Below are 12,900 nucleotides of genomic sequence, written 5' to 3'. Positions count from 1 at the left end.
GGCATGTGTATCGGCAGTCACTAGGCAAAAGTGAACCTAACCATGGGTGCGACTACCGCGCCGCTACCTTCTTACATGGAAAAGAGCCGATGATCCGTGGCGCATCCATGCTGTTCTGCAGGAGTTGGACGTTAAGCCAGCGCTTGGTGCTGCCGTCCGGATGAATGTATTGAAAACCGTAGTTGTTACCATCTCGCGCCGGCATAAGGCCCATGTCGATCTTTACCCCGTCAGCCCCTAAGTATGTAATTTTCTGAGAAGTAACTCGCTCACCGTTAATTGTGTCCAGTTCGCCTAATTTTGCGACAATGGTATAAGGCCCACAATAAGCAGTGTAGCCGCTTGCTGCAGCCCCAAAAGATAGTATTGAGGCAATAAAAACAATGATTCCTTTCAAGTTTACCCCCTGTTAAGTGATTCCTGAGTCCGCAAGTCAGCAGCACCTCGAGCCTCACACATCATGTCCATATACCACGCCTGCCCGCGTGTATCGCCAGTGTACATAATGCCACGGACGATATAAACGCCATCAGTGGCGATGCTGGCGGGCTGTGCCGTCGTCCCGTTGATCGTTATGTTACCGTCCGTATTCTGGTCCGTTATTCGCCCACCAGCCATCGCAATATCATTGCTCGACAGCGTAGTGCGATACACTGAGGCCTGATCGAGCTGAATAAGTCCGTTAACCCGAATGTTTGGATTTATCAGCGCGCGGACGTTGACGCCGTTGCCGATCGTCTGCTGCGGCATGCCGATTAAGCCGGTCGCGCTGTTGAGCACGATCGCATCGTGTACGACCTCATTTTTTTTGACCATTACCCGCTGGCCGTCGACGAACTGCCAGGTCGCGTCGCATTGCTCTGCTACGTTGTCCATCAGGTGCCGGGTCATGCCGAACACCACGCGCCCGCGCGGGAAGACCGTGGGAGGCATTTCCGGTGTCAGCCCTTCGGTCGCACCGTGTACGGAAAAATCTTTCATCAGCACGCGGTTCAGGTCGGCCGGCGTGTATCCGGCAGCCAGCGTCTGGACGCTGATGCTGGTGGCGAATGCCTGATCTGTGTCTGCGGCCTGAATCAGCACATAGGAGTCGATCGGGCTGTCCTTGCCTGTCACTGTATAGCGGATTTCTCCGCTGAAGATCATGCCCCAGTTCTGCCCGCGGCTCTGCCCGACATCCGCTGCAGCGACGTCGCGCGCCACACCGACATCGCTGGCGGATACGTCCGGCGCAATGCCGTCATAACCGGCGATAACGCGAATACGCGTGAACTCGGCGCCCGTGATACGGTTTATCGTGGGCGCCGACAGATTATAAATTTTGAATGTCCCGATCCGCGACGCGCTGCTGATGTTGAACCAGTCGATGTTAAAAGTGACCCTGAAGTCGCTGAGTTCGATCCCCTTTCCCTGCTCATCGACGAGCTGCAGCTCAAAATGTCTCATCCAGTTCTGTGACATACCTATGCCTGCTCCGTTAAAACCAGTAAATGACTGCGTGAGCCCAGATCGGTCTGTGTTGGGTAGTCCTGCGCGCTGACGTCGCATATCACGTACAGCGAAAAACCCAGCCCCAGATACGCGTGCTGGGCGAGCAGATCCACACCCGTTACCAGCGGGATGCCATTAATCTGCACGTCGCCGCCGGCGCGCTGCAGATCCATAACCCAGCACGTATCCCGCCAGATGATGCCTACCTGGTACGTTGTGCCGGCGATGCTGATGCTGAACTGCTGGTTATCCGCCGTCAGCGGGATTTCCTGAATTGCCATTATCCGATCCCCAGAAATGTTGCGGCTTGGGTGAGTAATGAAGATTCTGGCGGCCTGGGTGATTTGGTGCCGGTGTTAATCACTGCCGAGGTGCTCACGCCGCCCGTCATATTCGCCTTGTCAGCGACCGATATCTGCTGCGTTTGCGAGATAAGCACCTCGCGCAGGGTCAGCACGGCAGACAGCACATTTTCTGTTGTCCTGTCCGTGGTAACTTCCAGCGCGCGGATCAGCATATTTTTATAAACCCGCTTCCCGGTCACTACGTCGAACGGGACGCGGCTCAGCTGGAGATCCAACAGGTTCTGGTAGGATTCCTGCGGGCTGAGCTCAAGCACGCGCGTAGCGGTGAGGCTGCTGGCAAAGTCCAGCAGCGAACCACCGCCGGCAAAACCGACCTCCATCACCAGTTCGCTCGGTTTTTTATAGGCGTGGTCCGCAACGGCCGCGCCGGTTTCGACGGGATGCTCTGTAATTTCGAGCGTGTCGCTGTGTTTTTCAGAGACGACAACGCTGGGTACGATGATCCCGATTTTTCGGCTCTGCTGGTGGAACAGCGTTGATAAAATGTCCATTAGCCCACTCTGGTCTGGTTTCCGCGCATCGCCCGGGTGTTCGCTGACAGCTGGCGGCGCTCAACTTCAGAACCAACCTGCCGCGCATCACCGCCGCCGTAGATGTGATAGGTGTTCTGCTGGCTGATCTGCGCCGCATTGCCACCGATCCCGGCCACTGCCGCTTTACTGATGAGGTCACGCGAATAGATATTCCGGCCGTTCTCATGCGTGATGATGCTGCTCATCAGCATTGACATAGTCTGCGGATCGCTCATGTTCAGCGCGGCCCGCGGATTAACGCCCAGCCTCCCAGCTACGGCTTTGATATACGCCGCGGTGTTGTTGCCGTCGCCGGCCGGCGCCCACGTCGAGATAATTTTTTCGACGCTGTTAATACCGCGCCCGGCGTACAGCATGAGCTGGCGCGACAGCGCGCGCAGCCCGTCGAATGCCGACTCGAACCGGGCAAACCGACCGCCCGGGCGTTCCAGCGCCGCGCCGCGCTGCCCGGCGAAATTCAGGTTGCCGGGGTTATTGTTTCGCTCGCCTCGCTTGAGATTGCCGGGAATATCGAGCGCAGCATCAGGGGTGCCCTCTACAGCCTGCGATCCCGACGAGCCGCCCATCCATGTCGGTAAAAAACGGTTAAGCTGCGCGTTACTGGTCTTGTACCAGTCGATCGCCGCGCTTCGGGTTTCCTGGGCGCTTTTAGTAACGCCGGGCAGGGCATCGGGTCGTTCGCTGCCCTGCGCCAGCAACTGCTTTCCGATGCTGACGGCATCAGACCAGCGCCGCTCGTTGATAGCGCTTAGCAGGTCGCCAATGAGGCTGAGCATTTTCCCCAGATCGCCGAGGTTTCGCATCAGGTCCGAAAATTCCCATTTCAGGCTCCAGGCTTTCGGATCGATACCGAACAGTTTCGCTGCTTCTCTCGCCAGCTTTTTGATGCTGTCGACCATGCCCTCGATGTTTTTGACGGCCAGCTTAATGTCGGGCTCCCACTTGCCCCAGTCGATAAGGGATTTTCCGCCCTCCTTCCACGTTTTGTAATCGTCATAGAGGAGCACCAGCGCGCCAGCCAGCGAGAGGATTATTCCTATAGGAGAAGCAAGGAAAGCGCTGTTCAGCACGCGCCACGCCACCAGCAGCGCGCCGAATGTGGCGATCAGGTTTTTTGTGCCGGAATCCAGATGTTTCCACCATTCGATGAGGTCGCCGCCCGCCTGAATCAGACGAAACACCACGCGCCCGATCGCGTCGGCCAGCCAGAGAATGCCCTTGATGCCGGTGGTAATGGTCTGTTCAATTCTGGGGAAGTTATCGAGGATCCGCTTGCGCAGCGTATCGATCGAGCCAGCCAGACCTTCAGCCAGGTTAGAGCCGATTTTGTCACGCGCCATGCCGGCCATTTCGCCGAACGCCTTAAGCGACGTCATGAACCGGTTCGAGCTCACCGCAGCCTGATCTGCATTGAAGCCGATCGCTTTCGTCATCTGGCTGTATTGCGCACTGAACTGCCCCAGCCCGCGGCGCATTGCCATCAGCGTGTTTTCGTCAATGCCGAGCATCTGCGCGTACTGATTTGCGCGGTAATACGGCATGCTGCTGAGCCGCTGGCCAACGCTGGTAAAAATGCCCGCCATGTCGCGCGCTTTACCGCCGGCGTCGCGGGTCTGCACGCCCAGCCGGTTGAGGAATCCCTCTGCGCCGGGGTTGTTGCGCACAAAGCGCGCCAGATTTTCGATCGAGCTCCGCGCGGCATCTACCGAACCGCCCATCTGCCCGACCGCATAACCGATCTGTTTGATGCCGTTCACCGTCGCGCCGGTGCGCTGCGACATCCAGTACAGGTTATCGAGGCTGCTGGCGACTTTCGCGGTGTAAGCCACGACTGACAGCGCTGCCGCCTCTATTGCTGCCCCTGCCCTGACAGCCTGTGTAGTAGTCGAGGCCAGAACAGCCCCGAATTTACGCGCGCCAGCTTCATCGATGTTGAAGCCCAGGGAGACCAAAAAGTCTTTGATAGTTTCAGCGCTCATTCTCTTCTCTCCACTGTGCGATGCGGCGCTGGTTGTCTGCCTTAACAGCGAGGTGGTCATTCATCAGCGCGATGTCACACAGATCAACCGATCCATCTTTCAGCGCGGTATAGGGAATTAACCCGGCGTCAACCGGGTCGAGGAGGTATGACAGCCCGTCAGGCAGGCTGTTTAACGTCTGGCCTGCGGCTGGTCCGGCGTCTCGCTCATAGGAGGTTCTGGCAAAAAATTTCCGAGACTGTCGACCACCACGCGACCGACAATTTGCAACAGGCTCATCAGATCGATGTCGTCAAACATCATGACGCCCTGGGACATAACCGGCGCCCATGTCGTTCCGTTTTTACGCGCAACGACGCTCAGGCACGGAAACAGGATCGCATTCGTGTCATCTTCGCTCAGGGCCGCCAGCGCATCGGCAATTTTTGGCAGCGTCGTTTCCATCGCCTTGTAGATGTCGCCGCCCTTTGTTGCCGCCTGAATGTTCTGGAAATCTCCCAGCAGACCCGCCAGCACCGGCAGAAGTTTGCGGGATACTTTCAGCTGATCGAAGACGCTGAGCTTAGCGACACGATACTGAATACCTTTGATTTCAAATTCCATCGGTTAAAACTCCCCGAGCAAGCCGTCAACTTTGCCGCAGTCAAAAACCCATGCCACGGTCCCGGCCACCTTGCCATTGGTCCAGTCAGGCACTTTTTGAAACGCGCAGGATCGCGCGGTAAAGAAATCGCCAGAAGCCTTGTTGCGCACAACAATTACGTTGTTTCCCCACGTAGAGGAGGACAGGCGCTGGGCGTTGTACATCAGCTGCAGCTTTTTATTGATCGGGGAAGTTTTAAGCAGTGAGACGGTCAACGTGCCGCTGTTGCCCGCGTGCAGGCTGTGCATCGACTCCCCATCCGCGCCGATCGTCATGGTGTTTTTCGCCTCAGTCATGGCAATTGTGATGCCCTCTTCAGCGTTCGCTGAGCCTGCGCCCAGGTCTACTGAGCCCGTTGGCCCCGACAGCGAACCAGAGACATCTAGAAAAGAATAGGTAGCCATTATCGCTCCTTAACGAACTACGGTAATTGCAACATCGCCGTAATGAACGGCGCCGGCCAGCTTCGCGGCCACCTGAATGGGTACGCCTTTACGGGCTTCCCGGTCAGACTGCAGCTGGTTGTCTACTGTGTCAGCCCAGGTGTAATACCCTTTCGTCAGGGTATCGCCCGTGCTTAATTGCCCCATCGGACCACCCGTCCAGATCCCCGGCGCAAAGAGGCCGTTATTCAGCGCCTGATCCAGTACCTTTTCGATGTTGGCCATGCGGGTAGTTGTGCCTGCGTCGGTTTGCGGGATCTTCGTTGTGCTGGTGTAGAGCGTGTTGTAGTCAGCGGTCTGCACTGCGTTCTGCAGCCAGTCCAGCCCGTGGCGCTCGTCGAAGAAATCGCCGTTAGACATTACGCCTTGCTCCAGAATCGCCGTATCGTTTTCGTAATAGACGTAAACGTTGCAGTTTTTCGCCTCCAGCGCGTTGGCCTGGGGGGTGCTCAGGGTTTCGTAGGTGATGCCGGGCAACTGCTTGAACTTCAGCGTGATAGTCGTATTGCTGCCCGTGAAGTTGACAGTAAACGCGCGCGCGAACGCTGAGATCGCGGCATAACGGCTGGTGGACGAATACTGGATAAAGCAGCGGCTGTAGATCGCGGCTTTAAGTTTCGTCGCCAGATCGGTTTTGACGGCTGAATCCAGAATATCGGCGTCGTCAGACGTGATAGCTAGAATGCGAGATGTGGTTGCTGATTCCACGGCATCACAAACCTGAAGCAAATCCTCGTCATCCGGGTAAATTTCTGCATCAACAGCGAGATGCAGCCCATACCAGCTGTTGTAATCGAGCAGCGCGTTTACGGCCTGCAGTAGTGTTTCAGGCTGACCAGCCTCTGCCGCGTCCAGCGTCTTCGCCCAGCGGCCGACATAGATTTGGGTGGGGCGCGGCGACTGTGAGAACCACACAACAGCGGCCTTATATTCTTCGCTCTCTACGCCAAAATCTGTGCCGATATCGTCCGGGCTGGAATAAAGGCGCAGACGTTCAGCAACGGGAATAACAGTGGAAGCGCCCAGCAGCAGCATCGAGCCAAAATTTCGGCCCTGCGCCGCGCGCGCTGAGAGCGTCACCGTTACGTTTGTGACGCGGTTTAAAGGCAACCCCTTGGCCATGAGATTAGTCTCCGGTAATTATCGCGACGTTAGCGTCGACGATGGAATTGATGTTGTAGGTGCGGATGGTTTTTCGTGAAAGCGTGACGGTGATGTCATAGCGCCGTACCCACTGGTTATTGATGAGCTCAGGCAGGTTGTAGATCGTCCCCACCTCCACCAGCGAGAGGCCGTCGCGATTCAGCTCGGTGTTGTTTTGTTCAATGAACAACCCCGCCCTGAATGCAGTGGCCAGCGCGGCTCCGCCCGGGCCGTAAAAGCAACAAATGACGGTCAGCTGCTCCCACGCCCACTGCTCCGACTCGCTGTCGCTAATCTGGATATTTGCCGGCATTCCGGGCAATGCCGCGGTGGTGATGCCAAACGCACACCAGGTGATGTTTTTTGCCGGTATCGAGGATTGCGGGTCGGTCCAGCGCGGGAAGACGCGCTCTGCCGGCAGACCGGAAACGCCGCGGATCCACCTGCTAATCTGGCGCTCCAGCGCCTCGTCATAAGCGGGACCGTCGCCTGCAGGCGTGATGTAGCCCGCCGCGGTGCTGTCATTGCTCATGCCGGGATCCCTCCGTCAAATTCCACCAGCTCACAATGTGCCTGAACGAACCCGGCGCCGTAGCTGGTGTACGGATCAACAAACGTCACACGGTAGTTGCGGCCGTTATACGTCACGATGTCGGCATCCAGCCGCGGTGTGCCAGCGCCGGCGGGCTGGCCCTGTGTAAGTCGAAACTGCGTCACGATGAGAATTGCACCGCTGATGTTTTGCCCGGCAGCCATCCGGCGCGCCTCCAGCGATCGATCCACCGTCACCACGCCGGAAAACGGAATAGCCTGCGACGTGTTGGTCGGGAAATTATCCTCATCCGCCGTCTGAATTTGCCGATGGCAAACCAGCGAGTTATCAGCGAAGTCCGGATCCAGCAGCACGTCTGTCACGTCGAGAAACGGCATTATTTTTTCCTCACAACGTAGGTGATTGAGTTCAGCAGGTGGCCATGCGCATACAGCGGTTTATCGCCCGTAATACCTTCACGTTCTCGGCGTTTAAGCGTTTTCTCAGACAGGGGATGCAGACGATCGCCCGATCCGATAACCGCTTTAGCGCCGTCCCGCGCAATTTGTCCTGCGCTTTCCAGCTCCAGCAGCGCGCCCTCAATGTTGCCGCCCAGGGCTGCCCGTGCCGCCGCCTCAAGATGCGCCGTGGTGCGCGGCTTCGTGTCCTCAATCCCCATGTCCAGAAACGGCCGCGGCGGCAGCGTGATGGTCTCCCCATCGATTTCGACTGTTGCCCCGGTCGACTGGAGATAGCCGATCTCGGCGTTGTTAATGGGCGAGCCCTCGCGCGCGGCCCGCTCTGTCGGAATGCCGACCAGCACGTCCATGCCGGTGAGCTGGCGGAGCGATTCCAGCACGGCGGCGGCATTATCAGCGCGAACAGTGAGCCCGCTCATAGCAGCTGGCGACCGCCGGTGCCGAACATCGACCACCACCAGAAAAATTCCCGGCCGTATGCCGTGCTGTTCCAGAATCCCGCGTCAGGATTGATGATCCCCGACACGTCATAGCTCGCGCTGACCTTATCCACGGATTTCGACGTCATCACGCCGCCGCCGGCAGAATTGACCCCGCCGCCTGCGCCGACGACCGCCAGCGCACGCCCGCGCAGCTCGACGTAGTGCGCGGTGAACAGCTCAGCGAGATAGACGAACTTGTCGCCGTGCACGTCCTGATTCAGCAGCGTGTCGGCCATGCCCAGGTAGAAATCAACAGAGGGGTCGGGATAGCGCGTGGTGTCGGAAAATTCGGGGAAGTCGGTGCGGAACTGCTCTTTACCTGGAAGCTTGCTGTTTTTTGGCATTTTTACCGCCGTCGCTGTCGTTGACCTCACTGACAGGTGCATCGTTGCTCTGCCCGGTATCGGATTGGTTCTGCGCCACCAGCTGCGCCGTCAGGTCATCAACCTTGCCCTGCAGTTCGCCGATCGCCGCCTCCCGCTCTTCAATCTGACCCGTCAGGCTCTCGACCAGATCTTCCTGTTCCGAAACGGTCTTTTTCAGGCTGTCGACTTCGGCCTGCAGCCTGCCAATCTGCACTGACGAATCACTATCGCCCTGCTCATTCTCTGAGTCGTCGATCGGCTTTACGTATGAGCTGAATGCCCAGTGCTTTTTGACGGCGTCGGGAAAATCTTTGTCGTCGTGAATACCGGGCTCGATTTTAAATTTTGAACCGTCAGCAAGGCTCAGCGTCGCGGCGTTAGCTGCAATTAGTTTCATGGATGCTCTCCAGAAAAAAGGCGGGTTGCCCCGCCAGGTTGGTTATGACGCCGGAACGTCGAGATAGGAGATGGTGTTGCTGTACGGCGTTTCTACCTGGCCGAGGCGGCCGTAATAGGTCGTCAGCTGGTGGATGCCGCGATACTCGAGCGGAGTATTCAGCAACGGCACGAGCGGGAATCGCACGTATTTCTCGTCCTGGGTGTAGGCCACAATGCGGTGAGATCCGCCCACGCCACGGTTTGACGCCCATTTCATGGAGACAATTTCCAGCGGCTCGCCGTTCTCCTGAAACGCAATGGTGTTGATCTTCACGTACTCGAGGAGCGAGATGTTACCGGCTGAGCTGACCTTCTTGTTTGACAGCAGGCCGAACAGCTCTGGCGCAATGCCGATTTTAGACGGGCAGACGGCATAGCCTGATTTCAGCCACGCGTCGGTGAGGACCAGGTTAATGTCCTGCGAGATGATGTCTGGATCAGTTGTCGCCGTCCATGCGCCCGCGGCGGCCAGCGGAACAACGTTGCTGAGGTTCAGCAGACCGGTTACGCCCATGCCCTCGTCGCCGATATAGACCTGCTCATCAATGTCCATATTCCATTTCATCTGCATGGCGTCGTACATCTGCGTGTCGATCGGGCGTCCGAGCTGCTGTGCAGACGCCAGCTCTGGCAGGGTCCAGCCCAGCTCCATGCCCCAGAGCGTGAGCGGCTGCGCTGTTTTTTCAATGTAGAGGTTGGTTTTCGCGATCGCAGTGGAGTTTTTACCGATCCAGTTTTTACCGTTCGGATTTACACCGCCCGCCGCGGCAAAATCAGTGTTAGTGAACGATGAAATTTCGTCCGCGATAGACACGTCGCTGCGCAGCGGCATGTCGCGCGACCATTTGTACGAAACCAGCGGCAGGTTGAGCGTCTGGTCCAGGCGCTCCAGTTCGCCGATAAGGAACGCGCCGGCCTGGTCAACGGTCTTTTTGTCGATAGTAAACATGGGTTTCCTTAAATATTGTAGGCGATTTCAACGTGACCGAGGCCGGCGCCGGCGGCGCCATCGCCCGGACCCATCGCGCGCGCTGCAGTCAGCTGCGGGGTATTCGCGGCAGTCGCGTCAGGCGTCAGCACCAGCGAGCCGAGCGGGCTGTCTGCCGTTGCGCCAGCAATGCGCACGTAAACCGGCGCGCCTTTTTTGGCTGTTGCCGCCTGATCCTGCGGAACGGTCACACAGATATAGCCGCGCGCGAGCCTGTCGCCCGTCACGCCGGAACTGATGCCCAGCGCCGCCATATCTGGCTGCGAGTGCGTCGGATACGGACGGATCAGAATGCCCGCGACATCGTCAATCGTGTCGCCCTCCTCCAGCGGAACGAAGTCATTGCCGGACCATTTACCGGCCAGACCATACTTTGAAAAAATCTTATTGGGATCGAGCGACACCGGCTCGGCGGTCAGATCCCGCGGACGAGTTACGGCGCCCGCGATGCCCAGAGGCATGCGGGTCAGATATGCAGTTCCTGCCATGAGGAGTTACCTTATTTGTGTTTGTTCCAGAATTCCTTGTTCAGCTGATTCAGCTGAGCAGGCGTGATGCGTTTTGTTGATGCGGCGTCGCCGGTTTTGAAACCGAGCGGTTTCAGGTGATTTTGAGCCTTGCTCATTGCTACTGCGGCAGTGAACACCGCATCGACGGTGGCCTTCGGTGCCTTATCAAAATCACTGACGCCGAACGCCTTCAGGCTGTCGCCGGTGCGGAGCGCCTGGCTGAGCACCTGGCGTTTGAGCCCTTTATCGCCAGTGGGCTGGAAGCCGGGGCAGATGATTTCCGCGTCAGCGATAATGCCGCGCTTATACGCAGCGTCGGCGGTGACCTTTTTATCCTCTTCTGCATCTTCATCCCCTGTCGGCTTGTCGTCGCCCGGATCAGAATCGCCGGTTTTACCCTCCAGCTTGTCGAGGCGCGCCAGGATCGCCTGCAGAGCGGCCGCGATATCGCCGTCGTCGCCGGTCTTCTCCTCCTCTTTTTTCGCCTCCTCTTCCTGCTCATCTGTCGTCGTGCGGTTCTCGGCCGGCAGCGAGGTGGCCTGCGACGGGATATTGATGTTGATTGTCGAGCCCGGAATAGAGCCCATCCCGTCGGACGGGATTTCGGGCGCGGATTCAATGAGCTGGTTTAGCGCGTCCTCATCTTTCGTCTTAATGGCCGTAGCCAGTTTTTTCAGCCATGACATTGGCCTCTCCTTTTTGGGTAATGGGGCTGAATCCCCGATTGCACAGCGACCACCAGCGCGCCCGCGGTCAATGCCGACCGCGAGATGATTTCCGGTGATTTGATATTGCTTGCCCTTTCCGGGCGCCAGCTGCTTGTAGCTGGCGTCATAGCCACAGCTGACATCAGTGAGGCCGGAATTAACCGCGTCGATCGCCTCCTGACGCTTAATCAGCACGTCAGCGATCAGCAGGTCAGATTTATCGCCCGTGCCGCGGCGCACGTTCTGAATATGCCCATGCGCCAGCTCCGAGTAGTTACCAGGGTTAACGAACAGAATTCCGCCGTCATCGTCCTCGGGATGGCCCAGCGTGACGGCAACGCCCTCGAACGATGCCATTGTCTCGGGGGAAAACACCTCGTCTTCTGTGCGCCATACGGTGACTGTGCCTGACTCGTCAGGCTCCAGCCCAATCTCATCGGGCAGGTAAATCTGCTGCCCCGTGCGCGCGATCGGAACGTCTTTGCAGAGCAGCGAACCATCCGCCTGCAGAAAGCGGGTTTCGCCCAGCCGGGCGGTGAAAAAATATTTCATCGTATGCTGCACCGTGTCGGCATCACCAGTCTGTTTGCTGGATGCCTGAAATTTGTGCCAGGCCTCCAAAACTTTGTCGGCTTTATTTTTGAACAGGTGATCAACCTCTATTCTGGCCTGTTCTCTCGCAGTTGATGCACTCCAGCCGTGGGCCTTCTGAAAAGCCTTTGCATAGCGGCTTATGAGCTCCTTTCTGAATGTCTTTTTGTCCTCTTCGCTCATGCCCTTCTTCAGGGCTTCGGCCTTCCTGCGCTCGGCTTCTTCATGGAGAAATTTCCGATCATCGAGATCGCGACGTTGCTGCTTTGCCTGCTCCGCCTTATAGCGGTCCAGATCGCGGTTGATATTGTTCAGCCTGCGGGGAATAGAGAGTTCGCCGTGATCCAGGCGTCGCGTTTGAAATGCGCTGCTTTCTCCCTTGGGTTTGGACTCGGATTTAGGTTGCTCTTTGACGCCGCCTTTTGGTGTTTTGGGGTCAGTGAACTTTTTCCCCACTTCGCTGAGCTTCTCGCCATTAAACTTGCCGCCCATGCCGCCCTTGATTTCACCACCTGAGCCCACCAGCACTGGCGACCCTTTATTGTTATGCCCGTTGGGGTGGACGGTGACCCATTTATCAGCATCGATAAAATTGATGCGTATCATTCGTGCACCTCAATAAAAAAGGCCGCTCGTGGCGGCCTGTATATTCAGTATCTTGGTTCGGGAATTTGTACCTCGGCCCAGCACTGGCAATTCGGCAGGCATCCGGCGTGCCCTGTCATGCCGTCGAGCGTGGGCGGGTTATCCCAGCGCACGAACACATCGCGCATCTTTTTGTGTGATGGCCGCGTGCCCGATCCTTTAATGCGCCACCAGTAGCCCTCCGAGCCAACCGCCAGCGCGCGGGCCTGCGTCAGTGCGCCGGTTGCCCGGCTGATTTCTGTCCGCGCTATCATGCGCGCCCTGCTGGCGGCAACGTCGCCGGACTGCATGATCATCTCGTACAGGGCATCCGGTCGTTCACCCTTAACGACGGCATCGATGGCGCGGGACTGTATCTCCCTGACGCGATCGGCTGCCTCAAGCGGCAGCGATTTCATCAGCTGGATTTGCCGGTAGACGATATCCTGGGCAACGTGCCCCACTGGCGTGTTGCCGACGACCTGCCGAAGTCCCTCTGAAATTTCTTCGGAGACGCTGCGCCACTGGCGCCACTCCTCCTCTTCGACCTGGCTGAACATCCGGCGCCCGACCATTTCCGCCCAGTCG

At 57.8% G+C, this 12,900-nt stretch carries 18 protein-coding genes; all 18 read right to left on the bottom strand.

Annotation, left to right across the window (positions count from 1 at the left end; genetic code table 11):
- Positions 1-52: 52 nt before the first annotated feature.
- The 18 genes from B3229_RS17900 to B3229_RS17815 all read right to left on the bottom strand — a co-directional run bounded on the left by B3229_RS17900 (position 53) and on the right by B3229_RS17815 (position 12,887).
- Positions 53-397, bottom strand: a complete 345-nt coding sequence (locus B3229_RS17900; protein ID WP_286873013.1) for a hypothetical protein — start codon at positions 395-397, stop codon at positions 53-55.
- A gap of 2 nt (positions 398-399) precedes the next feature.
- On the bottom strand, positions 400-1,461 hold the full coding sequence (locus B3229_RS17895; RefSeq protein ID WP_286873010.1) for a hypothetical protein: 1,062 nt from the start codon (positions 1,459-1,461) through the stop codon (positions 400-402).
- Positions 1,462-1,463: 2 nt separating this feature from the next.
- Complete coding sequence (locus B3229_RS17890) at positions 1,464-1,772, bottom strand: phage baseplate plug family protein (RefSeq protein WP_286873008.1); 309 nt, start codon at positions 1,770-1,772, stop codon at positions 1,464-1,466.
- Positions 1,772-2,347, bottom strand: coding sequence for a phage baseplate protein (locus B3229_RS17885; RefSeq protein WP_286873005.1), 576 nt, complete (start codon positions 2,345-2,347; stop codon positions 1,772-1,774). Before B3229_RS17885 ends, B3229_RS17890 begins: the two co-directional genes overlap by 1 nt.
- Entirely contained in the window at positions 2,347-4,368 is a 2,022-nt protein-coding gene (locus B3229_RS17880) for a lytic transglycosylase (RefSeq protein WP_286873002.1), read from the bottom strand. Before B3229_RS17880 ends, B3229_RS17885 begins: the two co-directional genes overlap by 1 nt.
- The gene (locus B3229_RS17875; protein ID WP_376747175.1) at positions 4,358-4,522 is read right to left on the bottom strand and encodes a DUF6889 family protein; all 165 of its coding nucleotides are present in this window, start codon (positions 4,520-4,522) and stop codon (positions 4,358-4,360) included. Before B3229_RS17875 ends, B3229_RS17880 begins: the two co-directional genes overlap by 11 nt.
- Positions 4,523-4,539: 17 nt before the next feature.
- On the bottom strand, positions 4,540-4,971 hold the full coding sequence (locus B3229_RS17870) for a phage tail assembly chaperone (RefSeq protein ID WP_286872999.1): 432 nt from the start codon (positions 4,969-4,971) through the stop codon (positions 4,540-4,542).
- 3 nt (positions 4,972-4,974) lie between these two features.
- On the bottom strand, positions 4,975-5,415 hold the full coding sequence (locus tag B3229_RS17865; protein ID WP_286872996.1) for a phage structural protein: 441 nt from the start codon (positions 5,413-5,415) through the stop codon (positions 4,975-4,977).
- Between the two features lie 9 nt (positions 5,416-5,424).
- Positions 5,425-6,576 carry a DUF3383 family protein gene (locus B3229_RS17860; RefSeq protein WP_286872993.1) on the bottom strand — a complete coding sequence of 384 codons (1,152 nt, stop codon included), beginning with the start codon at positions 6,574-6,576 and terminating at the stop codon, positions 5,425-5,427.
- Between the two features lie 4 nt (positions 6,577-6,580).
- Positions 6,581-7,129 carry a phage neck terminator protein gene (locus tag B3229_RS17855; protein WP_286872990.1) on the bottom strand — a complete coding sequence of 183 codons (549 nt, stop codon included), beginning with the start codon at positions 7,127-7,129 and terminating at the stop codon, positions 6,581-6,583.
- Positions 7,126-7,527 (bottom strand): head-tail adaptor, encoded by a 402-nt coding sequence (locus B3229_RS17850; RefSeq protein WP_286872988.1) that lies wholly within the window; start codon positions 7,525-7,527, stop codon positions 7,126-7,128. Before B3229_RS17850 ends, B3229_RS17855 begins: the two co-directional genes overlap by 4 nt.
- A complete protein-coding gene (locus tag B3229_RS17845; protein ID WP_286872987.1) occupies positions 7,527-8,027 on the bottom strand; it encodes a hypothetical protein in 501 nt (166 codons plus the stop codon). The genes B3229_RS17850 and B3229_RS17845 overlap by 1 nt, the downstream gene beginning before the upstream one ends.
- The gene (locus B3229_RS17840) at positions 8,024-8,434 is read right to left on the bottom strand and encodes a DUF4054 domain-containing protein (protein ID WP_286872984.1); all 411 of its coding nucleotides are present in this window, start codon (positions 8,432-8,434) and stop codon (positions 8,024-8,026) included. Before B3229_RS17840 ends, B3229_RS17845 begins: the two co-directional genes overlap by 4 nt.
- Positions 8,406-8,852 carry a hypothetical protein gene (locus B3229_RS17835; RefSeq protein ID WP_286872981.1) on the bottom strand — a complete coding sequence of 149 codons (447 nt, stop codon included), beginning with the start codon at positions 8,850-8,852 and terminating at the stop codon, positions 8,406-8,408. Before B3229_RS17835 ends, B3229_RS17840 begins: the two co-directional genes overlap by 29 nt.
- Before the next feature lie 42 nt (positions 8,853-8,894).
- Positions 8,895-9,842: a DUF2184 domain-containing protein gene (locus B3229_RS17830; RefSeq protein WP_286872979.1), complete on the bottom strand. Its 948-nt coding sequence runs from the start codon at positions 9,840-9,842 to the stop codon at positions 8,895-8,897.
- Positions 9,843-9,850: 8 nt separating this feature from the next.
- The gene (locus B3229_RS17825) at positions 9,851-10,369 is read right to left on the bottom strand and encodes a structural cement protein Gp24 (protein ID WP_286872976.1); all 519 of its coding nucleotides are present in this window, start codon (positions 10,367-10,369) and stop codon (positions 9,851-9,853) included.
- A gap of 11 nt (positions 10,370-10,380) precedes the next feature.
- Positions 10,381-11,649, bottom strand: a complete 1,269-nt coding sequence (locus tag B3229_RS17820; RefSeq protein WP_414692779.1) for a DUF2213 domain-containing protein — start codon at positions 11,647-11,649, stop codon at positions 10,381-10,383.
- A 689-nt stretch (positions 11,650-12,338) separates the two neighbouring features.
- The gene (locus B3229_RS17815; RefSeq protein ID WP_286873532.1) at positions 12,339-12,887 is read right to left on the bottom strand and encodes a phage minor head protein; all 549 of its coding nucleotides are present in this window, start codon (positions 12,885-12,887) and stop codon (positions 12,339-12,341) included.
- Positions 12,888-12,900 lie beyond the last annotated feature (13 nt).

The sequence above is a fragment of the Pantoea sp. UBA5035 genome (assembly GCF_002415245.1).
Classification (GTDB): domain Bacteria; phylum Pseudomonadota; class Gammaproteobacteria; order Enterobacterales; family Enterobacteriaceae; genus Pantoea; species Pantoea septica.
This window is presented reverse-complemented; position numbering and strand designations above follow the sequence as displayed.

What these genes read in the sequence shown, in the direction of transcription:
- B3229_RS17895 (WP_286873010.1), bottom strand. Translation starts at nt 1,461, where the DNA reads ATGTCACAGAACTGGATGAGACATTTTGAGCTGCAGCTCGTCGATGAG.
- B3229_RS17890 (WP_286873008.1), bottom strand. Translation starts at nt 1,772, where the DNA reads ATGGCAATTCAGGAAATCCCGCTGACGGCGGATAACCAGCAGTTCAGC.
- B3229_RS17885 (WP_286873005.1), bottom strand. Translation starts at nt 2,347, where the DNA reads ATGGACATTTTATCAACGCTGTTCCACCAGCAGAGCCGAAAAATCGGG.
- B3229_RS17880 (WP_286873002.1), bottom strand. Translation starts at nt 4,368, where the DNA reads ATGAGCGCTGAAACTATCAAAGACTTTTTGGTCTCCCTGGGCTTCAAC.
- B3229_RS17870 (WP_286872999.1), bottom strand. Translation starts at nt 4,971, where the DNA reads ATGGAATTTGAAATCAAAGGTATTCAGTATCGTGTCGCTAAGCTCAGC.
- B3229_RS17865 (WP_286872996.1), bottom strand. Translation starts at nt 5,415, where the DNA reads ATGGCTACCTATTCTTTTCTAGATGTCTCTGGTTCGCTGTCGGGGCCA.
- B3229_RS17860 (WP_286872993.1), bottom strand. Translation starts at nt 6,576, where the DNA reads ATGGCCAAGGGGTTGCCTTTAAACCGCGTCACAAACGTAACGGTGACG.
- B3229_RS17855 (WP_286872990.1), bottom strand. Translation starts at nt 7,129, where the DNA reads ATGAGCAATGACAGCACCGCGGCGGGCTACATCACGCCTGCAGGCGAC.
- B3229_RS17850 (WP_286872988.1), bottom strand. Translation starts at nt 7,527, where the DNA reads ATGCCGTTTCTCGACGTGACAGACGTGCTGCTGGATCCGGACTTCGCT.
- B3229_RS17845 (WP_286872987.1), bottom strand. Translation starts at nt 8,027, where the DNA reads ATGAGCGGGCTCACTGTTCGCGCTGATAATGCCGCCGCCGTGCTGGAA.
- B3229_RS17840 (WP_286872984.1), bottom strand. Translation starts at nt 8,434, where the DNA reads ATGCCAAAAAACAGCAAGCTTCCAGGTAAAGAGCAGTTCCGCACCGAC.
- B3229_RS17835 (WP_286872981.1), bottom strand. Translation starts at nt 8,852, where the DNA reads ATGAAACTAATTGCAGCTAACGCCGCGACGCTGAGCCTTGCTGACGGT.
- B3229_RS17830 (WP_286872979.1), bottom strand. Translation starts at nt 9,842, where the DNA reads ATGTTTACTATCGACAAAAAGACCGTTGACCAGGCCGGCGCGTTCCTT.
- B3229_RS17825 (WP_286872976.1), bottom strand. Translation starts at nt 10,369, where the DNA reads ATGGCAGGAACTGCATATCTGACCCGCATGCCTCTGGGCATCGCGGGC.
- B3229_RS17820 (WP_414692779.1), bottom strand. Translation starts at nt 11,649, where the DNA reads ATGAAATATTTTTTCACCGCCCGGCTGGGCGAAACCCGCTTTCTGCAG.
- B3229_RS17815 (WP_286873532.1), bottom strand. Translation starts at nt 12,887, where the DNA reads ATGGTCGGGCGCCGGATGTTCAGCCAGGTCGAAGAGGAGGAGTGGCGC.